Origin of the sequence: Bacillus sp. 2205SS5-2 (assembly GCF_037024155.1) — a bacterium.
Classification (GTDB): domain Bacteria; phylum Bacillota; class Bacilli; order Bacillales; family Bacillaceae_K; genus Bacillus_CI.
Genome location: NZ_JAYKTS010000027.1, coordinates 1 through 24,616, shown reverse-complemented (window position 1 = coordinate 24,616; position 24,616 = coordinate 1). Strand labels below are relative to the sequence as shown.

Here is a 24,616-nt window from a genome sequence, read left to right as displayed (position 1 = left end):
TTTCCCTACAAAGAGTATTTCATTTTTTTTCTTAATATTCCTGCCTTTCATTAGCGTTATTTTCCTCAGTGTCATCAAAAAAATGCTCTCTTTCTGTAAGGCTCTTTTCGTATACATTGTGGCTATTTCATCTAATTTTTGATTAAATCACCCATTTCACTGTTGATTTCCATTAAAAATAGACGAACTGATGCCCGAAACAAAGCTATATAAACGTTTATAGTTCGGTGCGAAAAGCCACAATCTTTGCGAAAACAGCCTTCTGTAAAAATGATATATTAATGCATTGGTGAGGAGCGCTAAATTATGAATGTTTGGTATCCATCATTGCTATTGGCTTTTACCGTTTATGGAATCCTTAATTTTAGCAGGAATTTAATTAAAAAGATAATCACTACACCGTATTCCACTAACAACAGAAGAGGTGATGAAGGGGATTCTCGAAAATTAGTTTCCACGTTTGCTCTTGGATACTATCTGTGCTCGTGAAGGAGAGACCATTATTGAAGGCTTTTTTCGCAAATATTTTGGCTTTTCGAATAAAAAGGAATCCCTTGACTAGTATGATATCGTGCTCTTTTCCTAATAAAAAAATTCTTCATTTTTAGATAAAAAAGAAGAATTCAATCAAAAAAACCCTACTGCCTGTTTTTTCTTAGTGTCAAGAGCAACATTGTATACGAAAAGAGCCTTATTGAAGGCTGTTTCCGCAAAGATTTTGGCTTTTCGAATAAAAAGGAATCCCTTGACTAGTATGATATCGTGCTCTTTTCCTAATAAAAAAATTCTTCATTTCTAGATAAAAAAGAAGAAATCAATCAAAAAAACCCTACTGCCTGTTTTTTCTTAGTGTCAAGAGCAACATTGTATACGAAAAGAGCCTTATTGAAAGAGAGAAATTCTAGTATTTTCTTAGCGATGGTGACTCAAATCAGATCCTCTCTCCACCTTTAAAGCACAAAAAGCCACTTCAATTTTGAAGTGGCTTTTTTACTATTGTTGATTTAATAATGTCTTCGCATCTGAATACACTAGATCATGTGATTCTGCAACAGCTTGATACGTAACGTACCCACTAAGTGTATTGATACCTTTTAAAAGTGCTACATTATCTAAGCACGCTTGCTTGTATCCTTTATTTGCAATTTGTACAGCATAAGGTACTGTTACATTTGTTAGAGCAATTGTAGATGTTCTTGGGACAGCTCCAGGCATATTAGCCACGGCATAGTGGACTACTTCATCTTTAACATAGGTAGGATCATCATGTGTTGTTATTCGATCAGTCGTTTCGAAAATCCCCCCTTGATCGATGGCGATGTCAACCACAACTGATCCAGGATTCATTTGTTTAATCATGTCACCTGATACGAGCTTCGGTGCTTTTGCACCTGGAATCAAAACTGCTCCAATGACAAGATCAGATTCTGCTACTGCTCGTTCGATGTTAAACGGATTGGACATTAATGTCGTTACATCAGTACCAAATATATCATCTAGCTGACGTAAGCGTTCAGGATTTAAATCAATAATACTTACTTGAGCCCCTAATCCTATAGCCATTTTAGCTGCATTTGTTCCTGCGACTCCGCCTCCAATGATGGTAACTTTCCCACGTTGAACACCAGGTACACCTGATAAAAGAATTCCTTTTCCACCATGGGGTTTCTCTAAAAATTGTGCTCCAATTTGCGAGGCCATTCTACCGGCAACTTCACTCATCGGAGTTAATAATGGAAGAGATTGGTTTGGAAGTTGAACGGTTTCATATGCAATTCCCACTACTTTATTATCAATTAAGGCTTTTGTTAATTCAGGTTCTGGCGCAAGGTGGAGGTACGTAAATAAAATTAGTCCTTCTCTGAAATATCCATACTCACTTGGAAGTGGTTCTTTCACTTTCATTACCATCTCCATAGCCCATGCTTCTGTTGGGGAATCTACAATACTTCCCCCTGCTAGCAAATAGTCCTCATCGGTAAATCCAGAGCCTTCCCCTGCACCTGTCTCTATATATACTTCGTGACCATATTGCAATAAGTTCATCACACCTGATGGTGTCATAGCCACTCGATTTTCGTTATTTTTTACCTCTTTCGGTACACCAATTCGCATAATTGAAACCTCCTATAAATCTACCATTTAATAAAAAAAATAAAATGTCAACCATGCTATACCACTCTTGTTCGAGTTAAGGAATAATTATTAATCCTTTATTGTAAGCACTTACATTCTATCAGATTCATTCACAAATATCCTCTAAAATATGAAAATAGTTTAGTTTCTTTCTAATCATAGGTAAAATAAAGAGGATCCGTTCGGAAAGGACAGAATATCATGCCGACTTCACAAGTAGAAAAACAAATGTTTGAACGATTTGGTTTAGAATCCGTTCCCCAGCATATGAAACAAACGACATGGCTTGAGTATTTCATCATTCAACTTGCGTTTTCAGTGAACTCTGGAAATTTTCTCGTTCCTGCACTCGCTGTGCTAGAAGGTGGACTCTCCTTTTTTGGGGCAGTTTCCGCCACTATTCTCGGGGCAGGTTCAGCCTTCTTTTTCGTTTCACTTTTATCTCTACCAGGAGTGAAATATGGCTTACCAGCACAGTATGTGATTCGTACAATGCTTGGTACAAGATTCACTCGATTCATCGCTTCACCCGTTCGAGCCGTTACTTCTCTCTATTGGTTTAGTGTCCAAACAATTGGGGGCACGTTCGTTCTTCAATCTCTTTATCACTTAATGACAGGGAATACTCTTCCTTTTGTTCCACTAGCACTTTTATTAGCCTTTATTATGACCGTCCTAGCTTTAGTTGGATTTGATGCAGTCAAAAAAGCTACAAAATGGTTTATGCCGATCTTAATTATTGGTCAATTCTTGATGCTCTTTCTTTTTATTCAAAAAGGAATTCAACAACCTTTATCTATCTTCCCAAAGGAACAAGCTTTATCAATCCCAGCTTTTTTCTTTTTTGCTAGCTTAGCTTTCGTTCAATATGTGTCAGGCGTTAGTGCTTCTGCTGATGTTGCTCGTTATGCTAAATCAGAACAACATGCATTTTGGGGACTGTTTTCAGGTAATATGATTGGTTTCACGATGACTGCAGTTTTAGCTTCTTTTTCTGCTACTCTGTTTGAAAGTAGCAACCCCTTCATTGCCAGTAGTGAAATTACAAGCTCTTCATTTTTCCTTTTACTTATTTCTTTATGTAGTGTCGTTTCCATGATTTCAATTAATCTTAGTAATGCATATACGGGTGGGTTTAGCTTATTAAACGCAATTCCTTCCCTTGGAAGAGTAAAAGCATCCCTTCTGTTTGGGGTAACCGGCATTACAATCAGCTGTTTTCCTGTTTTAGTTGATGAGGCAAAAATCTTTATCTCACTATTAGGAGCGCTTGTTATTCCGATTTCAGCCGTTATCATTATTAATTATCTATTTGTTAAAAAGCAACAAATTTCTGCAACTGATTTGAACGTGTTACAAAATGGGTCCTATCATTGGAATATATCTGCACTTGTAACCGTTATTTTTGCCTTTCTTCTTTATTTAGTATTACCAGAAGGCTGGTCACCTGGATTCTTTGCGTTTTTTGTCGCATGTGGACTCTACTTCATTCTTGCTTCAAGTAAACAAAAAACATCATCTCTCTAAGACATGATGTTTTTTGTTCAGAACCGCTGTCCTTTAGCGGGTTCCAATAATTTTATTCATATTTTTCCTGTTCCTCTTGTTCAAAGTTGGCATTGGGCTCGCCTACTACTCCGCTCGTATACGCACTCATAATTTGTTGACTCACTTGATCAATTGCATGTTCGTCATATGAAAAATTTTCTTTTGGGTCTTTTTTCTTCATAGTTGTCTCCTCCAGAATTTTTTGTTGAAATCATTATTATTATTCGAAATTTCTTAACAGTTATGAGAGGGAAAATATAGTAAAATAGAGGTGAAGGGGGAATGAAAAATGAATTTAACCTACAAGAATATTTTAGTCGCGGTGGACGGTTCACGAGAAGCAGAATGGGCTTTTAAAAAGAGCATTGAAATTGCTAAACGAAATGATGCATCCTTAACTTTGATTCATGTCATTGATACACGAAGCTTTGCAACGATTGAGGCATATGACCGAACAATTGGGCAACGTGCAGAAAAATACGCTCAAGAATTGATGGATCAATACAAGAAAGAAGCAACTGAAGCAGGCGTTAGCAAAGTCGGAGCATTAGTGGACTACGGTTCACCTAAAGTGATTATTGCCAAAGATGCGAAAAATAAAGTTGAAGCAGATCTCATTGTCTGTGGGGCTACTGGTCTAAATGCAGTTGAGCGTTTCTTTATTGGTAGTGTATCCGAGCATATCACTCGTTCTGCTACTTGTGACGTATTAATCGTTCGTACAGAAAAAGAGTAGTTTATCATTCAAAAGGTAAGGGTAGAACCGTTTTGGGTTCTACCTTTTTCTTTGACGTCTCTCGAAAATCAGATTCCATTCATTAGCTTTTTTTTCGCTTCTTCTAGTTGACATTGAACAGCCTCAAATCCTGTACCACCTACACAATTCCGCCGCGCCACAGTACTGTTCGGAGATAGCGTTTCATAGATATCCTCTTCAATGCACAAGGAAAAAAGGTGGTAAGTTTTTAACGGAACATCCTGTAAGAAAAGTTGTTCCTTCACACAGAATAATACAATGCCCCCGACTATTTCGTGTGCTTCCCGAAAAGGAATTCCCTTTGCTGTTAAATAATCGGCCAGTTCCGTTGCATTTGAAAAATCCTTTTCTACTTCGGCAGCCAGTTTCTCTTTTTGAACTTTTACTGTTTCAATCAAACCGGTCATAATTTTCACGCAGCCCTGCAAGGTTGTAACTGTGTCGAATAATGGTTCCTTGTCTTCTTGCATATCTTTGTTATAACTTAAAGGTAGTCCCTTGAATACGGTTAATAGTGTAAACAGATTTCCATAGGTTCTTCCCGCTTTTCCTCGAATAAGCTCTGCCATATCGGGATTTTTCTTCTGTGGCATCATGCTACTTCCTGTACAGAAAGCATCTGCTAATTCGATGAATTGAAACTCATGAGAACTCCATAGTATAAGTTCTTCTGACAAACGGGATAAATGCATCATTATGAGACTTGCATGACTTAAAAATTCAATTACAAAATCTCGATCACTCACAGCATCTATACTATTTGGATAAATCGCTGAAAACCCCAGCTCCCTTGCTGTCATATTTCGATCAATGGGGAAAGTGGTTCCCGCTAATGCTCCTGCCCCTAATGGACTACAATCTACTCTCTTCAAGGAATCGTTCAGTCTCTCCTGGTCTCTTGAAAACATCCAAAAATATGCCAAAAGATGATGTGCCAACGAAACTGGCTGTGCTCTTTGAAGATGGGTGTACCCAGGAATTATCGTATATACATGCTGTTGAGCTAATGTGAGAATTTCTTTTTGCAAGTTTGATATAATCTCCATCGTTTCGTGCGTAATTTTTTTAATATATAAATGCAGATCGGTAGCAACTTGGTCGTTACGACTTCTAGCTGTATGAAGTTTTTTTCCTACATCACCAATTTCGGTTATGAGTAAATCCTCAAGGTTCATATGAACATCTTCAAGAAAGACAGAAAAATGTAGCTCATTCTGTTCTCCTTTTTTCTGTAGGTGAAGCAGGCCTTCTTGAATTTTTTCTCCTTCATCGGTAGTGATAATTCCGGTCGATGCGAGCATCTTCACGTGAGCCAAACTACAAGCAAGGTCTTCTTGCCAAAGAGTTTGATCAAAGGAAATCGATGCGTTAAATTCCTCTACCCATTCTTCAGGTGTTTTCTCAAACCTCCCCCCCCACATTTTTTTCATATTCTTTCTCCCACTTTATTATTGACTTGGGCATATACTTTGGTCGGTAGACTCCATAACTCAATGAACCCTTTTGCTGCTTCATGATTGAAACAATCTCCTTTGGAATAGGTTGCAAGCTTTTCGTTATATAGCGAATTAGGTGATTTTCTCCCTTCAACGACGCAGTGTCCTTTGAATAACTTCACCCGAACAGTTCCAGTAACCTGCTGTTGACTCTTCACGAGGAATGACGATAACGCTTCTTGTAAAGGAGAAAACCATAACCCATTATAAATTAATTCACTTAATTTCATTCCAATAATTGGCTTAAAATGAGCAAGATCCTTCTCAACTGTAATATCCTCAAGCTCTTTATGCGCAGTCAGTAGTGTAATCGCTCCAGGACACTCATACACTTCTCTAGATTTGATGCCTACGAGTCGATTTTCAACAAGATCGATTCTTCCTACACCGTGCATTCCTGCCATTTTATTTAATTCTACGAGTAAGGTAGGTAATGATAGCACCTTATTATTCAATGATATAGGCACTCCTTGTTGAAATTGTATTTCTATGACATCTGCAACGTCTGGGGTCTCAGCAAGTGGTTTAGTCCATTCATAGGCATTTTCTGGAGGGGTTTTCCACGGATCCTCTAATTCCCCGCATTCATTGCTTCTCCCCCATAAATTCTGGTCAATTGAATAGGGACTTTCTAGGTCAATTGGAATCGGAATTTGCTGTGTTTTAGCATACTGAATTTCTTCTTCTCTCGACCAATGCCACTCTCTTACGGGGGCTAGCACTTGTAATTCGGGATTTAAGGCCTTAATACATGTTTCAAATCGAACTTGATCATTTCCTTTTCCCGTACATCCATGAGCAACGGCAGAAGCTTTTTCTTTTTCAGCAATTTCAACTAACTTCTTGCTAATTAACGGTCTTGATAAGGCTGAAACTAACGGGTATTTACCCTCATAAAGGCATTGTGCTTGAAGGGATTTTAAGACATACTCATAGGCAAATTCCTCTTTGACATCCAAAACATATGATTTACTGGCTCCAATGGAGAGGGCTTTTTCTTTTACAAATAATAAATCTTTTCCTTCGCCTACATCTAAGCAGCATGAAATGACATCAAAATTTTGTTCGATTAACCATTTTATTGCCACTGACGTATCTAGGCCACCTGAATAGGCAAGCACAACCTTCTTTTTCATCCTCATACCTCCACCTTTATTTTTGAATAAAAATAAATAATTATGTATTTTTATTCTTATTTTCCATGATAATAACAGGAATGGTGAATATATTCAACTATTCTATTAATATATATTGTTCCTTATGTGGCTTGTATACTACAATAGATGGAGGAGGTGCATGAATTGAAAATTTCTAAACTGTTTCCGTATCACCACCAATTAGAAATAAATCTTCCAAATGAGGAGATTATGCTTTCAAATTTTACACTTGCTGAACAACAAGGAATTTTAGAGTTTTGGGAGAAATGTCGAGGGAGAATTCCAGATAAAATGAATGAGTTTGAAGTTGACATTAATCAAAAACAAGAAGAATTAAATAATGAGATGGATTTTGAAAAGTCTTGTCTACTTAACGAGGAAATTGCAAGTCTAGCTTCTAAAGTGAATGATCTCTGGCTCTGGTACCGAACTCAACCTTTTATTAGTCTCAGAAAAGATCAAGATCAATGAAACTACAAACCGAAAATATATTAATATGGATATTTTGGCAAACTTTATTGCTTTTCGAACCAATCTATAATTGATGATAAAGCTCTGTTTCGGGGCATCATTTCGTTTATTTTTGATGTGAATTACAAGCAATATAGAGGATTCCATCTAAAATTAAATTAAATAGCAACAATGTATAGAAAAAAACCTTCACAAAGAATGTAACTCTTCGAAAAGTTCTGTTAAACACAGCTATTGATTTACGCAAGAGTCTCCTACTTTAGCTCCAACCAACAATACGTTTAGCAGAGACTTGATTTTTTAAAAATCGACAGTATCCAGCAGGTGCTTGCTGAAAGAACTTCTTTTAATCGTCGCCTAGTCCTATTTCTTTCTACTTCTCCACATACCCGTGCTTAATCAATTTAACTACATATTTACTATGTGGGTAATAGACAACGGTTACCTTTCTTCCCGAATCTGCCTCTGTAAAATGGTAGGGGATGTTACGAAATTCGATTCCTTGAACGGTTAGTGTTGAAGTAGAGTAGCGTCCTGTCGTGACTTCTATAACTGCTCTACCAACAACTACTTCATACTCGTTGTTTTGATAGAGGGGAATATCCATTACCCCGTCATATGTTGATTTCCCTAGAAATACTAAGCAAAGGGTTAATAGTAAAATCGCTCCGATTCTTATCGTTTTTGGATCTGTATCTCTATGCTCTCCAATTTGAAAAAGAATAGGGTTTAATATAATAGGAACAGTAAGGATCATAGCTCCAATTAATATCATAAAAGGGAAACTGATGTGTCCCCAAAAGGTATATTCATAATGATTTATAAATATAAAAAATGGGATATACATACTTATAAGTGTCAGCATGGTGTATCGATATTTTTTCAATTGTTGACGTTTTTCTTCATGTACATAGTATTGCTTAGTCATGTGTTTTTTCTTCTTTCTTTATGTCTAGTATCAAAAGATGTTAGGACAGATACACGAATTTGTCAATAAGAACGGACGGAAAATCTGCGGTACATAGTAATATTGATTTTCCTACTAACGCTAATGATTAAAAATCCGAGACCCTGCTGCTAGAAAAATGAGACAACAAAAGACCCAAAAGTGAGATGTGAAGGAGTGAATTATAGAGAATATTAACAATCGTGCTTAATATATCCTCACGATAAGAAACAAATTCTTCCGTTTTATGACTTCGTGCTCTTATCCTAACGAATACATTGTTTTTCAAATATAAGATAAGAACTAACACAAAAAACCTTATTGCCTGTTTTTTGCGTCAGGAACAACAAGGTTTATGAAAAAAGCTTATCGCAACAGTTTATTTTCCGTTCAAAGGATAGGTTTCGGTGCATCTCTTCATGTTTTTTCGCGAGAAATAACTGAAAAAAGGGATGATTTAACTGACTATTGTATTCAATAGCCACTAGCTACACGAAAAACTCGATGGCAGCGCTTACGTCACGCCGCCACCGCCTATCATGAAAAAAAGTAATTTCAACCCCAATAATGGTATAAAACCGATATGTTTGGAGCAAACTTACTAATTTCGCGATTCCTAAATATGCCTTTTTTCATACAAAGAGCCTACTACCAAAATATATCCTTTGAAATGGTATACTGCGAATAAAATAATGATGCTACCCCTCCTCAAAGAAAGACAGAATAGCGATTCTCAAATTAGTCAGTTGATTGATTTAACAACTCTTTTTTTTCATTTAAATAACGGTATTGATAATATCTCTCTGCAAAATCGGTCACTTTTCGGCTTAATTGATAATTGGCTCCAGCACCTATTGCCATACTAAGTAATGGAAGTCCCGACCACTTTTTCTTCCGAAACAATGAAATGGCTACTCCTTTAGTTAATTGCTTCAACGGCCCTTCTAGCCAAGAGTAATCCGTAAATGTTTCTTGTCCATCGAAAAAGTACTTTTCATTTTGGTTTAAGTCCTCAACCAATCCTTCCCAACCATACCCTTTTAGCCGTTTTGGGAGCGTGGCTACATGAAAAACTTTCAAGGAAGTCATCATTTCATATGGTGTTTGGACGTCGTATCCATATGACATGGAAATTAGTTGAATACTCCTCAAATTTAAGACGGCCATAGCTGGAAAATCACTACCTAATGCAACAAACCCTCCCGTGCCAGTAATACCTCCTTGAAGAAATGAATACACCCGGTGTCGTCCTGCATGTTGCTCTGCTATATAATGAAGTTGATCAATCGCTAGATAACGTAGGTCCTCAATAGTTTCAATATCTTCATGAAAGGCTCTTGCTGTTGAGAGAATACTTTCTCTCGCATCATTTTGCATTTGAGATCCTTGTAAAAGTGAGTGTAAATGAAAAAGAAATCCATCAAGGTTTTTAAAAATCTTCTCCGTTATTTCCAGTGGTAACGCTGAAAAGGTTGATTCAATCCACTTATCGTATGTATTCTCTAAATCGTTGGTTTCATGATCATATAAGTTTTCTTCCCAACGCTCTAGTTCTCCAAGAATTCTCTCTTCTCTTTCGGACAAGCTCATATGGACTCCCCCATTCATGTTATTTACTGTCAAGTATAACACAAATAACCAGATTCTCCTCATCTTCTAAAACACTAACATAAGAATTGTCAAGAGCCCTCGAGGCAGATATTTAACCTTTTTATCATTTATTCTTACTTACTTTTCAACAAAAACCTTCCTCTGTTTTTGAGGAAGGTTTTTGTTGATTAAAGTCTATTTTCGCAAAGAGTGTTGCTATTCGTATAAGTCCCAAAACTCTAAAGTAGAGAAATTTTGCTTCCTCTTTTTGAATCTATTTAAACGTAATTACTGAGATAAATCTTTAATACATTAGAAATATATCAAATACAGAAAAATAGACAAAATGACCCTTGTTTAATGCGTTAATCGTGTCACATCACGTGCAATCATCACTTCTTCATCTGTTGGAATAATCAAAACTTTGACAGGTGAATGTGGGTAGTTCACGAACGTTTCTGCTCCACGTACTTTGTTACGAGCCGGGTCCCAGTACACTCCCATGAACTCGAGTCCTTGTAATACACGCTCACGAATCACATCGCTATTTTCACCAATTCCTGCGGTAAAAATAATCGCATCAACTCCGCACATACGAGCTGCATAAGAACCGATATATTTATGAATTCGATTACCGAACACTTCAAGTGCTAGTTCTGCACGCTCATTTCCTTGCTCTGATTCAATTTCGATATCACGTAAGTCACTTGAGAAGCCTGATACACCTAGCATACCGGATTCTTTGTTTAACACGTCTAACACTTCATCCGCTGTTTTCCCTGTTTTCTCCATAATATAAGGAATTAACGCTGGATCGATATTTCCTGATCGGGTTCCCATTGTCACCCCAGCAAGTGGAGTGAAGCCCATAGATGTATCAATCGATTTTCCACCTTCAATGGCTGCAATACTTGCTCCATTCCCAAGGTGACAAGAGATTAAACGAAGCTGTTCAATCGGTCGTCCAAGCATCTCTGCTGCACGTTGTGACACATACATATGTGAAGTACCATGGAAACCATATTTACGTATACCGAATTCTTTATAATAATTATAAGGAAGACTATACAAGTATGAGCTCTCTGGCATCGTTTGATGAAAAGCGGTATCAAAGACTGCGACAGCAGACACGTTTGGTAGCACATCTTGAAATGCGAGAATACCAGTAATATTAGCTGGATTATGCAAAGGAGCTAAATCTGATAACTCTTCGATTTTTGCTAAAACCTCATCCGTAATAATGGCTGAGTCATTGAAAATTTCACCGCCGTGTACAACCCGGTGACCTATTCCCTCAATCTCATCAAGTGAGTCAATAATTCCTGAGCTCGTTAATTTATCGAGCAACATTTTGACCGCAACAGAGTGATCCGGGATATCTTTAACTTCTTTTTGTTTTTCTCCATCAACTGCAATCGTAAAGATTGATTCTTTCAGTCCAATTCGTTCAATGATTCCTTTAGTGATGACCGTTTCTTCAGGCATTTCAAATAATTGAAACTTTAATGAAGAACTTCCTGCATTAATTGCGATAACCTTTGCCATATATTAAACCGCTCCTTCTATTTAAACTAACGTATTCACAAATAGTCTGTTCATTCAAGCACGAATATATCTCTCAATTTTTCATTAAATCACTGTAATCACCGTTTTTCAACTACTACCTCCAATGACACCGTTTACATTAAAAAATTAAATGTATTCTGATTATTATAGGCCTGCATACTCACTTTCCTACCCTTTTTTCTCAACAAAAAACACCCCTCTTTTTGTTGAGAGAGGCGTTTTTTTACTTCATTATTTATTCTCTTTAAACCATTGTTCTAACTTCACAAGCATATTTTCCATCGCATGGTGATTGGAGAGCTTCGGTAAATCCGCTAGCAATACTTGTTTGGGTGCTTTTATATTCGGTTCGTTTTTTTGAAGGATAAAAATGCTTTTTGCTGCTTGCTCGCTACTAAACATTGACAGCGGTAGCTGGAGAATCCCTTGGATTTGCGCATGTTCCTTCAAAAATAAATGAAGTTGCTCGGAGTACTCTGTAGAAAAAAGTCCATTGGGAATTAAAAAGAACAAATATCCACCTGGTACCGTATGTTTAATACTTTGCTCAATTAATAAATGATGAGCATAGGAATGACCCTCCTCAGCTTTTAGTTCGTACTCGGCAGCTCGAACGTCATTCGGATAATACCCAACAGGTAAATCACAAATAACTGCATCAACAGGATCTATAAATAAACCCTCTATTGAATCTTGGTTGAAAAATTGGACTTGTTGCTTTTGAAGGTTTGCCCCTGAGTATGCTAATTTGATTAAAAGATCATCTACTTCCACACCTGTTGCCTGTATTTCAATTGGGGCAAGTCCATTTAGGATGGTGGATAATAAATTTCCCGTACCAACAGCGGGATCAAGTATCGAAAAGGAACGTTTCCCACTAAAGAATTTCCCGATTAAATAGCTCATCATGAGACCAATGGAGTCTGGTGTCATTTGATGATTAGATTGAACATTCTCTTTCATTCCTTTTAATATAGCAAGTTGGTAGGATTTTCTAATTTCTTCTACATGAAATTGTTCTAAAGTGACCTCGTGATATTTTTTATCCAATCGCTTCTTTGACAAATCACTTAATTCATCTTGAAGAACTCCATCATGAAATAGGTTCTCCGCACTCTCTGCCACTGCTTCTAAGTATGTAATGGATAGTTCCTCTTGGATGATGTGAGCTGTTTCGTCTAGAATGCTAAATAATACTTCTACTGATGATGTCATCATCTCACCCCTTCTTCATTTCCTGTTAATCTATAATTTTACATGCCAATTGAAAATAGTCAAGAAAAGCGGAAGTGGCTGCCCTGCGGCGTCAGGCAAATGAAGAACTCGGAGGTGATGTCTGCATCACTGGAGGGTTATTCATTTGACCCGAGCCGCAAGCCACTGCAGCTGGATCAAGAAAAGCGGAAGTGGCTGCTCTGCGGCGCCAGGCAAATGAAGAACTCGGAGGTGATGCCTGCATCGCTGGAGGGTTATTCATTTGACCCCGAGCCGCAAGCCACTGCAGCTGGATCAAGAAAAGCGGAAGTGGCTGCTCTGCGGCGCCAGGCAAATGAAGAACTCGGAGGTGATGTCTGCATCACTGGAGGGTTATTCATTTGACCCCGAGCCGCAAGCCACTGTAGCTGGATCACGAAAAGCGGAAGTGGCTGCCCTGCGGCGTCAGGCAAATGAAGAACTCGGAGGTGATGTCTGCATCACTGGAGGGTTATTCATTTGACCCCGAGCCGCAAGCCACTGCAGCTGGATCCGTCTATTTTTGATGGAAATCAACAGTGAAATGGGCGACTTAATCAAAAATAAGATGAAATAGCCACAATCTATGCGTAAAGAGCCTTTCAAAAAACCACGATAAGATAGACAGAAATCTATCTTAATACGAAACATGTATTGTTGTGAAACACTTTATAAATAAGAAAAACCCCTGGTTACTCGGGGTTTTTCATTATATTCTATATCATCTTGCCTTACTTAGCGCTTTTAGCCGCTTCTACTGCAGCATCGTAATTTGGGTGATCAGTTGCTTCACTCACATACTCAACATATTGAACAATATCATTGCTATCAATTACAAAAACCGCTCTAGCTAATAAGCGAAGCTCTTTAATATGTAACCCAAAAGCTTCTCCAAAAGATGCATCTCGATGATCAGATAAAACATGTACATTTTCAAGGCCATTTGCAGCACACCAGCGCTTTTGAGCAAATGGTAAATCCATTGAAATTGTTAACACTTGAACATTGTCGATTGAAGATGCTGCTTCGTTGAAACGACGAGTTTGCGCATCACATACGCCTGTATCAATTGAGGGAACACCGGAAATTAAACGAACCATCCCTTTTGAGTCCTTCAATGATACAGGTGATAAGTCATTTGCTAATACCGTAAATTCTGGTACATGATCCCCCACCTTTACTTCGTTTCCTAGTAAAGTTACCTTATTCCCTTTAAATGTAATGTTTGCCATTGGAACCGCCTCCTTCATTCATTATTCATCTTCTATGTTACTGAACCATGTTACACATTTGCAAATATTACGCGCTTTTATTCCAAAATAAATAAAGCTCTCTTAATATTGGCTGTTCTCGCAATAGAGATTAATTTTTGATGAATTACACTTCGGGGGTCTTTTCGCATCATTTTTCACCTGAAAGAATGGATGAAAGCAGTGTTTCCACCCGTTTTTATATACTAGAGCAGCAAAGTATGCGTAAAGTGCCTCTCAAAAAAAGATTCTCTTTTGTAAAAAGAGAACCTCTTTGTTTAAACATCTAAATCCTGTTTTTTGTGCCCTTCATTTCCTTGATCATCTTTCTTTTTCATCATACCTTGTATTTTCTCAAATGCACCAGGAGCAAGATCTAGAATCTTCTCTAGCAGATGCGTGTTTTCATCAAGATGGAGCATTTTCACTCCTTGACCATTCACAATGAGAAAAGCAATCGGCGTAATAGAAACTCCGCCCCCACTTCCTCCTCCAAATGGTTGCTTGGAAGTCCCGCCACCATTTTTGCTATCTTTACTCTCAATAACAAATTCGCTTCCACCAGCAGCAAAACCGAACCCTACCTTTGACACCGTGAGAATCACGCTTCCATCAGGTGTTTCCACCGGATCACCAATAATCGTGTTTACATCGATCATCTCTTTTAAGCTTTCCATTGCAGTGGTCATTAACCCTTCAATTGGATGATCTGACATCTCTCTTCCTCCTTGCTTAGACTGATTGTTTTTCATCGGCAAACTTAGAAAGTGGCTTCGTCTTAAAACGAGCTTTTCCACCCCGCCAATAGCGAATAATCTTTATTCCTCCTAATATAGCTTGTCCGATTCGAAATTGAATCATACATGTAAACTTGGTTTGAATAATTGGTTGTTGAAACGAAGGATGAACCGTTAAGACAGGCATCGACTGGAGTTTCATAGCTTTGCTCATAATGCTAACAATGGTGCTCTTAACACTCCAAATCCCCCCAACTGCTATCCCAGTTGAGGAGGAATCCCCTGTCCCAATAAGCGTTTGCCATTCTAAGTTATCCACCTTTATTTTCGCTAAAAAACTCCTGACAATTTTATGGAATCCCACTATGTGCAGTAATAGTTCTCTCATATCATGAAGACTTGATAGAAGATCCTTCGGTGTTATTTGACTCGTTTCATTTTTTGTCGCATGTTCCCCATTACCATTTTTACTTTTCACTTCTTCTACAACAATAGAAGGGGAATCGTCATCTACCTTAATTAATGGGATCTCGATTTTATATCGAATTAATCCACCCCATGCTTTTATATTTATAGAAAAATCATCGTTATCATTTCCATGATAAAACGAAAGATAGATCGTTAGCTTCGTCCAAAAAACCAGAACAATCAATATCATTAATCCCAATAGAATTCCTATAATCCAATACATGCCCTCCCCTCCTTCAATTAGTCATTATGAACGAATCAAAGAAGATATAAACATTAATAATAATGGAGGTGGATAAAAGGGGTTTTACCTTAGAATGTTATCCAAAAAAAAATGCGAGTACTATGAAAATTAAATAATATTTACAGGTTTATGAACATTAAATAAAGCTCATTTCCTATACACGGTTATTATTCAAGCTATTTCTCGATGCAATATTCCATTCTAGTATGGAATTAGTACAAAAATAAACGAGAAGATGCAAGGAAACCTATCCTATAAACAGAATATATACAATTGCGAGAAGCACCATTCAATGTGAAAACAGCCTAAAAAAAGTGGATATTCACCTATCTGTATGAAGGAAAATGATACAGGCAATTGAAAACAAACGCTCTCACCTTTTGTTCTACTAGGCTATTAGCGTTGATAGACAAAATAAAACAGCGTTGAGTTGTTCAACGCTGTTTTATTTTCGATTTATGATTGTCCCTGAACAACATAAGAATGCCTTTCTTGTATCACAGTCGTATCTGCAAGCAAATCATGTATCCCTTGTTTTTTAGTTGTGAAGGCAACTACAACATACAAAATCCAAGTTGTCACAGAAAGATAGCGGCCGACGATTTCTCGAAACAAAACTGTTCCCCAAGTAATGCTTTCTTCTTTTAATGCTTTTACTCTTAAACCAAGTACCATTTTACCAAGCGTTTGTTGATAATATTTAGTCATTAAAACAAAGTATGCGTAAAATGTAATCGCCGTTACTAACGCAATTCCTGAGAACATCCCTTCTTTTATTAGAGGAAAATCCAATAGGCGAAAAAATGGATATACCACAATCCTATTAAGACTACCTACCACAATTAGGTCGATAAGATAGGCCCAGAACCTCATCCAAAAACCAGCGTACACGAAGGTATTAAACGGTTTTGATGTATGCTTCATACTCATTTCATCCCTTACTTCAAGTCCTTCTTCTAGAGGGCGAGTACCATATTGTTCAAATTTTTGTTCATCTGACATGTCTCATTCCTCCTTATTCTGAATATAAATACAAAAGTCTAGGTGCGTTTGGATTTCCTAACATTTTCATCAGCGCCGTCATCTCGAAATCAGTACCACCTATTTTTTGTGCGGACATTTCAAATAGAGACCCAAGGCCTGCGCTGTCTTCATATTGAACAACTTGTGCATTTCCTAAATCAAAATCAGCTTTCATCGCATCAATTACATCATCTAAGTATCCAAACTCATCGATTAAATTGACTTCTTTCGCCTGCACACCGTCATAGATTCTACCATCTGCCAATTCTCTGACTTTTCCTTCTTTCATTCCTCTTCCATTTGCAATGACTTCTACAAAGGCATCATATGAATTATCAATCATTGCTTGAAGAATCTCTCTCTCTTCATTTGAAACGGGCCTTGATGGGCTTAAAATATCTTTGTAAGGACCACTTTTAATTGTGACAAATTCAACTCCGTACTTTTCTGCAAGCCCAGAATAGTTAACACTTTGTAAAATAACTCCTAATGAACCCGTTAAGGTTTCTTGACTTGCGAAAATTTTATCCGCAGGGGCAGAAATGTAATATCCTCCAGAAGCGGCAATCGATCCCATCGAGACATAAATTGGTTTTTCAGTTTCTTCTTTAATTTCAACGAGCATCTCATGAATTTGCGCACTTTCGGCAGTGCCACCGCCAGGAGTATTCACTCGTAAAACAATTCCCTTCACATATGAATCTTCTTTTACTTTCTCAAGTTGATCTAAAAAGAATTGATGATTATACCCTGGACTTTCAAAAAATGAAGTTGCTCCGCCAGTATCTTGAATCACACCATCAACTTCTAGTACGGCAATTTTGTTTGAAGAATTTCCTTCTTCAATGATCGTTTCACCAAACTCTTCCTCCATGGAAAAAATTTCTTCAAACCCTGCTGATACATCCCCCCAAAATAGAGATGAAACAAAACTTACTCCTGTAGAAATAACCATTAATCCTAGAGCTAAACCTAATGCCACCCAACGCTTTCCATTCATATGTATTTCCTCCTTTTTATTATCGTCTACATATACGTTTCCCTTTCGAATCTGTTTCAACTTCGTGGTAAAATAATACCGTAGGAGAAAAAAATGTCATTTCCACATATATTTTCAAGTACTCCTACAATAGTCTAACAAACTTAGACATCGTTTTGAAAGAAATCTTACAAAGACGGAGGACTAAACATGGCAGATCGAAGAAATTTGTATTTTTATACAAATCGGGATAATCACACACTGGCACATCTTGACACACTTAGAGACTTAGCACAAAAATACAATTTTAATATTTTGGACACCCCAGATGAAGCAAATATTATTGTTAGTGTTGGCGGAGACGGCACGTTTTTGCAAGCTGTTCGCAAAACCGGCTTTCGAGAAGATTGTTTATATGCTGGTATTTCTACAACAGGAAGTTTAAGCATGTATTGTGATTTTCACCTTGATGATAAACAAAAAATGATTAGTGCAATGACTGAAGAAAATATAGAAGTGCGTCGCTACCCAACTATCGAGGTTAAGATTGATGATCAAACATCCTTCTATTGTTTAAACGAATTTAGTCTCCGTTCTGGCATTATTAAGACATTTTTGATTGATGTTTTCATAGACAACCTCCATTTTGAAACTTTCAGGGGAGACGGCATGTTGATTGCAACCCCCACTGGAAGCACTGCCTATAATAAATCTCTAAATGGCTCTGTTGTCGACCCAATGCTCCCTTGTATGCAAGTGAGCGAAATCGCTTCTCTCAATAACAATCGCTACCGTACACTCGGATCGCCGTTTATTTTGAGCGACAAAAGAAAACTTACACTGAAAGTGGTCCAAGACGGCAATGACTACCCAACAATGGGCATGGACAACGAAGCCTTAAGCATTCAGCACGTCCACAACATCGAAGTCGGCCTTAGCGGGAAAATCATCAAAACCGTCAAACTAAAAGACAACTCCTTCTGGGAAAAAGTAAAAAGAACATTTTTATAACAAAAGCGAAAGTGGCTGTTCTGAGGCGGCAGGTAAATGACGCAACCCAGAGGAAATCCTGATTTCCGGCGGGTTGTGGCATTTAACCCTAGCCTCAAGCCACTGTAGCTGGATGGACAAAAGCGAAAGTGGCTGCTCTGAGGCGGCAGGTAAATGACGCAACCCAGAGGAAATCCTGATTTCCGGCGGGTTGTGGCATTTACCCCTAGCCTCAAGCCACTGTAGCTGGATGGACAAAAGCGAAAGTGGCTGCTCAGGGACGGCAGACATCTGGCAGAACACGAAGTGAATCTCGATTCACGCAGTGGGCTGACAAATGTCCGAGTCCCTAGCTACCTTAGCTTAACGCCACAAGTGAACGACCGAAAAAAACTGTGGCATCGCCTTCGAAAATTCTGTCTTTTCTTCCTTACTTCACTTACTTGAAATTATTCCATTCAAACTAAAAATTCATAGTAAAAAAGCTAAAAGGAAATGAAAATTACCTTATTTCTTTCAACCTCTTCACGCTCTTTCGGTTTGTACGGAAAACCATTTTAATCGCGAAACCGTAAAGACCATTAACGCAGACCATATAAACAAAAAGGCGATAAAGTCAATTTGTGTGAACTTTTCCTTATATACAATTACCCCTAGTAACAATGTAATAGTTGGCGCAATGTATTGTAGAAAACCTACCATATATAAAGGGATGCTTTGCGCCCCTTTCCCGAAGAGTAGTAAGGGTATTGCAGTAACCGCTCCCGCACCAACAAGTAAAAGAGTTGTGCCAAAAGAATCAGAAATGAAAAATGATTCCCCACTTACACCTAGATATAGCATGTATAAAAAGGCAATTGGAACAATGATTAGCGTTTCGAGCGTGAGGCCTATTGCGGCGTTCACTTTTATCACTTTTTTTGCTAACCCGTATAAGCCAAAAGAAAAGGCTAAACCAAAGGCAATCCAAGGGAACGATCCATAGGAAATCGTAAGGATTAGTACACCAGTTAAAGCAAGAAGAAAAGAAACAAGATGAAATTTGTTTAACTTTTCCTTTAAAATAAACACTCCTAACAAAACACTAACTAGCGGATTAATATAATAACCTAAACTCGCTTCCACCATTTGATTTGAATTTACTGCAAATATGTAAATAAACCAATTCATACTGATTAATATGGAAGCTATCCCTAGTGCATATAGCATTCTCCGGTTTTCTCGAAATTCTTGAATGATTTTTCTAAACCCATTCCATCGATTAGATAGGAATAAATATAAAATCATAAACCAAAACGACCAAAAAACTCGGTTTGCTAAAATTTCATCAGCTCCTACATGCTGTAACCATTTCCAATATACCGGCAATATCCCCCATAAAAAATAAGAAAACGCGGTAGACAATACCCCTATTTTCTCTTTCTTCACCCAAAGGTCCCCCCTAATGCGTTCGAAAAAACTACCAATCCTGCGTATCATTATGACTTATTAGCCTACTAGTTATCTTATCCAAATAAATGTGTTATTTTACGCAGGGAGTAGAAAGTCCATAACTACTTTTTGTACACAACCTGTTCATTAATAACCGTCATTCTGCATGCAAGACCTGGAATATCGTCGAGAGGGATACAGAACGGATTTTTTTCAAAGACTGTAAAATCAGCAGAATAGCCTACAGAAATCATGCCTCTGTCCTTTTCATGATGCGACGCATATGCACTCCCTTTAGTATAAAGACTAATTGCTTCATATCGTGAAAGTTGCTCATCTTGTTGAAAGATGACTGATTTTCCTTCTACATCAACACTTCGACTAATGGCTGCGTGAATTCCTAAAAGTGGGTTACTATCTTCTATTGGAGCATCCGATCCTCCAGCAAGAGTAATCCCCTCTTCTAGAAGAGTTTTCCAAGCATAGTTATAGGACATATTTTCTTCGCCCACTCGATTAACGACCCATGGAAAATCAGACGAAACAAATTGAGGTTGAATATCAATAATCATAGGCAGTTCCTTTGCTTCCTCAATCAATTCTTTTCGTAAAATTTGTCCGTGAATAAAGCGGTCTCGCCTGAGAGAATTCGTTGGGTGTTTTTTCACCGCTTCTAATGATAATTGAAAGGCTAAATCGCCAATAACATGGACGGCTATCGGAAGATCTAAGTTGCGAGCCTTTTTTACCAACTGCGCCAATGCTTCTGAAGAATGAATCGCTACCCCATTAGTGGAAGGATCATCTTGGTAAGGGTGGCTTAATAAAGCCGTTCTACCTCCTAATGCTCCATCTGCAAAAATTTTCATTGCTCCCCATTCTAAATACTCTCCACCCGATAAAAAGCTATGTCCTTCTTTTTTCCATTCATCAATCACTTCATGATGCACAAGCAAGTGAGCTTTAAAAGGGTAATCTCCAGTTTCAATCACTTGACAGAAGGCGCCATAGGTTTGATCAAAACTACCATAATAGCTCATGTCCTCCGTATGTACTCCTACTAATCCAAAACTCCAACAACTCTTAACAGCCTCTCTTAAGGCTCTTTCGAGATATTCTTTTGATACCGGGGGAAGGGCATCTATCATTAGATTTTGGGCTTTGTCTTTAAAGAGACCGTTCAACAGGTTAGCTCCGTCACGCTCAATGATCCCACCTTCTGGTTCAACGACACTTTCATCTATCTTTGCCATCGCCAAAGCTTTCGAATTCACTACTAAGGCATGTCGACATGTCCGTTTTAATAAGACAGGATGGTTTGGTGCAATTCGATCTAACTCTGACCTTACGATTATATCAGCCTCCTCCCAAAGATTTTCATTCCAACCTTCTCCAATAATCCACTCATTTCCTTCCGTTTTCGATACACGATACGCAACAGCCGCTAACACTTGTTTTTTGGATTTCATATGAGATAAATCCAAACGCAACAACTTCTCCCCGTAACCAATAAGATGCATATGACTATCGACTAGGCCAGGTATCATAGTTCCTCTTTGCAAGTCTTTTTCTTCTGTAATCCGCTTTTTGAACGCTTGTTGAAGTTCTTGTTTGGAACCGATTGCCGTTATCTTTCCGTTCTCGGTAAAGACCGCTTCTACTCGGTCTCCTTCTTGTATCATTGTGTAAATGTTCCCGTTATGCCAAAGTATTCCCATGTTTTTATCCCTCACAGATGAAAGGCAGACAGTTCACACTGCCTGCACTTTTTTCTTTATTGTAGCGAAATTTAAGATTTGTTGAAAGTCGCTTGCTCTTTTTGTCTTAATTCAATTCGACGAATCTTGCCAGAGGTTGTTTTTGGTAGCTCTCTAACAAATTCAATTTTCCGTGGATATTTGTAAGGAGCCGTCAAACTCTTCACATGATTCTGAAGGGTTTGGATCAACGTTTCGTCTTTCTCATCAATTCCTTCTTGTAGGACAATATAGGCTTTAACGATTGATCCTCTGATCATATCTGGACTTCCTACAACAGCACATTCCTTAACAAATTTATGTTTTACAAGAGCATCTTCCACCTCAAAAGGACCAATGGTATAGCCAGAGCTAATAATGATATCGTCTCCTCGCCCCTCAAACCAAAAGTATCCTTCCTCATCTTGCTTTGCTTTATCTCCGGTTATATAATAGGAGCCCCTAAACTGAATGGCTGTTCGTTCTGGGTCTTTATAATAATTTTTAAATAATGCTGGAGTATCTATATGGACCGCAATATCTCCAACCTCCCCAACTCCACACTCTATTCCCTCTTCGTTTATTATCGTGACACTATTTCCAGGTGTCGGCTTTCCCATTGAGCCTGGCTTAATCTCCATGCCTTTCATGATACCAACAAGTAGTGTGTTTTCGGTTTGACCGTATCCATCACGTACTTGAACGTTAAAATGAGTTTGAAAGGTATCAATAACCTCTCGATTTAGGGGTTCCCCAGCTGAAACAGCACTTTGTAAATGTGGGAGTTTATATCGATCTAACGTGTCAACTTTAGCCATCAGCCGGTATTCAGTCGGCGTACAACAAAGAACATTTACCTCATATTCGTCTAATAGCTCTAAATATTTTCGAGGCTCAAACCTTCCATGATAAACGATTCCAGTCCCACCAGAACCTAGCACGGATAGAAATGGACTCCAAATCCACTTTTGCCACCCAGGTGCCGCTGTGGCCCAAACCGTATCTCCTTCATCAATGCTGAGCCAATTTTTTGCAGCTGTACGTAGATGAGCATATCCCCAGCCATGAGTATGTACGACACCCTTTGGATTTCCCGTCGTTCCAGATGTATATGATAAAAACGCCATATCTTCACGAGATGTTACTGCACAAGCGAGTGTATCAGATGAATTATCTTTTAATGCATCTATGTCGTGCCAGCCTTTTTTTTCTTCTCCAATGATAAACTTTTCAAAACCCTCTATTCCCTCAACACCTTCTAATTGTGAAGCATAAGGGCCATAACAAACGATTCCCTTAACATCACCGTGTTGAATTCTATATTGTAAGTCTTTTGGTTTTAGCATTTCCGAACTTGGAATAACGACCATCCCTGTCTTCAATGCTGCCAAATAAATTTCATACGCTTCAATCAACTTTGGCACCATAATTAATAGCACATCGCCTTTTTGAAGCCCGGATGATAAAAAGATGTTTCCAACCTTATTCACATTCGAAAACAGATTTTCATACGTCACTTCTTTTTTTACTCCCTGTTCATTTTCCCATTTTACGGCGACCTTGTCTTTTTGAAGTGCATATTTCTCTATTGCATGAATAATATTGTACTTTTCTGGAGCAATCAATTCTTCCCTCTTCATCCCTAACTTCCCCCTCAAAAAGAAAATATTTACACTTTTCATTATACTAATTATTTATACTTTGTGAACCTCTCCAACTAAATCAATAGATTTTGATGGATAACTTCTACTTCTCCAATTCCATCAACCGCTAATGCACTGGTATTACGAGGGTTCACTCTAGAAATTCGCATACTTGCATAATGAATGATTTCTTCTACTTTGTTTTAGATAACTGTTTTACGCCAATAGCGTAGTTTGAAACGAAGCTTTTTTGTTCACCAAAACCTTTTAGGTACCCTGATTTTATTGAGCTACACAAAGACAATCACTTCACAACAATGTTCTCTAGCGAAATTACCCATCTCATGTGATGTCTGGTAAATGACATGTTTTTGGAGCCCTATTATTTGTCTCCAATAATTTAGGTGTAGCTCCTAACCTGATTCTCGTTGTACTTTGCGGAGTTAATTTGTCATGCAAAACAGGCTGTTTTTTTCAGTTGACTGGTTAATAAATTTCCGTGCTAAGACAGTGCCTTTTGCCTCCATAATTGAACAAACGGCAGAGTTCGTGATCCTTTAAGATCCACCGGACACACTTTTTGACCTTGTATAGATGTTTTATTTAATTCGACTTGATGAGGTAAAAAGGAACTTATTATACTGTTGATTGAACTCTTCATACTTCGGTAGAGGGTTTGATTTTGTGCTATGCATCCATTTTTCGACAGTCGGAACGATCGATTTAGTTGGTAGGTTCTCGAAATCATCAAATTCTCCCAAAACAAACATATGTTCTGTTTTGAATTATAACATATATCTCACATTTCGCAGGTCAGATCTAGACTTAGCCAATTTTTTAGATTAAGTTTTTAAAAACGTTTAATTCTTCTATTCAGCCGACAAATTTTCCTTTTTTTCTTCAATTGTCGGCTGTATTTGACATGTCCAGAACGGTCTGGCTGAATTTCACGTTAGTTCTTTACTGATTCTTCCTGTTTCGACACGTATATCGAGGGGTCATACCCGGCTAAACACACAATTCGCTTGGTTTGTTCTTGGATGTTGTCTGGCAGGTACCTCATGGTTTCCAATCCTTGTCGGATGACGATGATACGAACGTCATTCAATTGTTCTAACAGTGCTTGTCCGGTCGGTTCAAACAGTTTCCGTTTTCCCATGAGGATCAAGGGTTCTTCCTGCTTTTTCATTTCAGCACGGATTCGATATTCAAGCA

The 24,616-nt window shown here is 38.0% G+C and carries 23 protein-coding genes and 1 pseudogene; 6 read left to right on the top strand and 18 right to left on the bottom strand.

Going from position 1 to position 24,616, the window contains the following annotated elements:
• Positions 1-993: 993 nt before the first annotated feature.
• Complete coding sequence (gene ald, locus U8D43_RS16170; RefSeq protein ID WP_335872223.1) at positions 994-2,115, bottom strand: alanine dehydrogenase; 1,122 nt, start codon at positions 2,113-2,115, stop codon at positions 994-996.
• A gap of 222 nt (positions 2,116-2,337) precedes the next feature.
• On the opposite strand from ald, the gene U8D43_RS16165 reads away from it, so the two are divergent.
• Positions 2,338-3,663: a purine-cytosine permease family protein gene (locus tag U8D43_RS16165; protein ID WP_335872222.1), complete on the top strand. Its 1,326-nt coding sequence runs from the start codon at positions 2,338-2,340 to the stop codon at positions 3,661-3,663.
• 52 nt (positions 3,664-3,715) lie between these two features.
• On the opposite strand, the gene U8D43_RS16160 is transcribed toward U8D43_RS16165, so the two are convergent.
• Positions 3,716-3,865: a hypothetical protein gene (locus U8D43_RS16160; RefSeq protein WP_335872221.1), complete on the bottom strand. Its 150-nt coding sequence runs from the start codon at positions 3,863-3,865 to the stop codon at positions 3,716-3,718.
• 108 nt (positions 3,866-3,973) lie between these two features.
• Here U8D43_RS16160 and U8D43_RS16155 point away from each other — a divergent pair, with 108 nt between their 5' ends.
• Positions 3,974-4,420 (top strand): universal stress protein, encoded by a 447-nt coding sequence (locus U8D43_RS16155; RefSeq protein ID WP_335872220.1) that lies wholly within the window; start codon positions 3,974-3,976, stop codon positions 4,418-4,420.
• Between the two features lie 68 nt (positions 4,421-4,488).
• On the opposite strand, the gene argH is transcribed toward U8D43_RS16155, so the two are convergent.
• Together argH and U8D43_RS16145 are read right to left on the bottom strand one after the other, a co-directional pair.
• Positions 4,489-5,871: an argininosuccinate lyase gene (gene argH / locus U8D43_RS16150; RefSeq protein WP_335872219.1), complete on the bottom strand. Its 1,383-nt coding sequence runs from the start codon at positions 5,869-5,871 to the stop codon at positions 4,489-4,491.
• Positions 5,868-7,079, bottom strand: coding sequence for an argininosuccinate synthase (locus U8D43_RS16145; RefSeq protein ID WP_335872218.1), 1,212 nt, complete (start codon positions 7,077-7,079; stop codon positions 5,868-5,870). The genes argH and U8D43_RS16145 overlap by 4 nt, the downstream gene beginning before the upstream one ends.
• Before the next feature lie 159 nt (positions 7,080-7,238).
• On the opposite strand from U8D43_RS16145, the gene U8D43_RS16140 reads away from it, so the two are divergent.
• On the top strand, positions 7,239-7,565 hold the full coding sequence (locus U8D43_RS16140) for a hypothetical protein (protein WP_335872217.1): 327 nt from the start codon (positions 7,239-7,241) through the stop codon (positions 7,563-7,565).
• Positions 7,566-7,938: 373 nt separating this feature from the next.
• On the opposite strand, the gene U8D43_RS16135 is transcribed toward U8D43_RS16140, so the two are convergent.
• From U8D43_RS16135 to U8D43_RS16120, 4 genes are all read right to left on the bottom strand, one after another.
• Positions 7,939-8,493, bottom strand: coding sequence for a hypothetical protein (locus tag U8D43_RS16135; RefSeq protein WP_335872216.1), 555 nt, complete (start codon positions 8,491-8,493; stop codon positions 7,939-7,941).
• Positions 8,494-9,249: 756 nt separating this feature from the next.
• A complete protein-coding gene (locus U8D43_RS16130; RefSeq protein WP_335872215.1) occupies positions 9,250-10,101 on the bottom strand; it encodes an EcsC family protein in 852 nt (283 codons plus the stop codon).
• Between the two features lie 357 nt (positions 10,102-10,458).
• Positions 10,459-11,646 carry an acetate kinase gene (locus U8D43_RS16125; RefSeq protein WP_335872214.1) on the bottom strand — a complete coding sequence of 396 codons (1,188 nt, stop codon included), beginning with the start codon at positions 11,644-11,646 and terminating at the stop codon, positions 10,459-10,461.
• Between the two features lie 252 nt (positions 11,647-11,898).
• Complete coding sequence (locus U8D43_RS16120) at positions 11,899-12,885, bottom strand: class I SAM-dependent methyltransferase (RefSeq protein ID WP_335872213.1); 987 nt, start codon at positions 12,883-12,885, stop codon at positions 11,899-11,901.
• Between the two features lie 96 nt (positions 12,886-12,981).
• Between U8D43_RS16120 and U8D43_RS16115 the strand changes: the two genes are divergently transcribed.
• Positions 12,982-13,266, top strand: coding sequence for a hypothetical protein (locus U8D43_RS16115; RefSeq protein ID WP_335872212.1), 285 nt, complete (start codon positions 12,982-12,984; stop codon positions 13,264-13,266).
• The gene (locus U8D43_RS16110; RefSeq protein WP_335872211.1) at positions 13,217-13,384 is read left to right on the top strand and encodes a hypothetical protein; all 168 of its coding nucleotides are present in this window, start codon (positions 13,217-13,219) and stop codon (positions 13,382-13,384) included. The genes U8D43_RS16115 and U8D43_RS16110 overlap by 50 nt, the downstream gene beginning before the upstream one ends.
• Positions 13,385-13,631: 247 nt before the next feature.
• Here the strand turns inward: U8D43_RS16110 and tpx are convergent, their stop codons facing one another.
• The 5 genes from tpx to sppA all read right to left on the bottom strand — a co-directional run bounded on the left by tpx (position 13,632) and on the right by sppA (position 17,622).
• A complete protein-coding gene (gene tpx / locus U8D43_RS16105; protein WP_335872210.1) occupies positions 13,632-14,132 on the bottom strand; it encodes a thiol peroxidase in 501 nt (166 codons plus the stop codon).
• A gap of 296 nt (positions 14,133-14,428) precedes the next feature.
• A complete protein-coding gene (ytfJ, locus tag U8D43_RS16100; protein WP_335872209.1) occupies positions 14,429-14,866 on the bottom strand; it encodes a GerW family sporulation protein in 438 nt (145 codons plus the stop codon).
• A gap of 16 nt (positions 14,867-14,882) precedes the next feature.
• On the bottom strand, positions 14,883-15,578 hold the full coding sequence (locus U8D43_RS16095) for a DUF2953 domain-containing protein (protein ID WP_335872208.1): 696 nt from the start codon (positions 15,576-15,578) through the stop codon (positions 14,883-14,885).
• A 477-nt stretch (positions 15,579-16,055) separates the two neighbouring features.
• Positions 16,056-16,601, bottom strand: a complete 546-nt coding sequence (locus tag U8D43_RS16090) for an RDD family protein (RefSeq protein WP_442893620.1) — start codon at positions 16,599-16,601, stop codon at positions 16,056-16,058.
• Positions 16,602-16,614: 13 nt separating this feature from the next.
• Positions 16,615-17,622, bottom strand: a complete 1,008-nt coding sequence (sppA, locus tag U8D43_RS16085; protein WP_335872207.1) for a signal peptide peptidase SppA — start codon at positions 17,620-17,622, stop codon at positions 16,615-16,617.
• 189 nt (positions 17,623-17,811) lie between these two features.
• On the opposite strand from sppA, the gene U8D43_RS16080 reads away from it, so the two are divergent.
• A complete protein-coding gene (locus tag U8D43_RS16080) occupies positions 17,812-18,612 on the top strand; it encodes an NAD kinase (RefSeq protein WP_335872206.1) in 801 nt (266 codons plus the stop codon).
• Between the two features lie 504 nt (positions 18,613-19,116).
• On the opposite strand, the gene rarD is transcribed toward U8D43_RS16080, so the two are convergent.
• The 5 genes and pseudogenes from rarD to U8D43_RS16060 form a co-directional block, all read right to left on the bottom strand.
• Positions 19,117-20,019 carry an EamA family transporter RarD gene (rarD, locus tag U8D43_RS16075; protein ID WP_335872205.1) on the bottom strand — a complete coding sequence of 301 codons (903 nt, stop codon included), beginning with the start codon at positions 20,017-20,019 and terminating at the stop codon, positions 19,117-19,119.
• Positions 20,020-20,144: 125 nt separating this feature from the next.
• Positions 20,145-21,740, bottom strand: coding sequence for an amidohydrolase (locus U8D43_RS16070; protein ID WP_335872204.1), 1,596 nt, complete (start codon positions 21,738-21,740; stop codon positions 20,145-20,147).
• A 71-nt stretch (positions 21,741-21,811) separates the two neighbouring features.
• On the bottom strand, positions 21,812-23,398 hold the full coding sequence (gene mbcS, locus U8D43_RS16065) for an acyl-CoA synthetase MbcS (protein WP_335872203.1): 1,587 nt from the start codon (positions 23,396-23,398) through the stop codon (positions 21,812-21,814).
• 602 nt (positions 23,399-24,000) lie between these two features.
• Entirely contained in the window at positions 24,001-24,171 is a 171-nt protein-coding gene (locus U8D43_RS21180) for a hypothetical protein (RefSeq protein ID WP_503627666.1), read from the bottom strand.
• Positions 24,172-24,353: 182 nt separating this feature from the next.
• Positions 24,354-24,616: pseudogene (locus tag U8D43_RS16060) on the bottom strand (IS1634 family transposase); the annotation flags it as partial.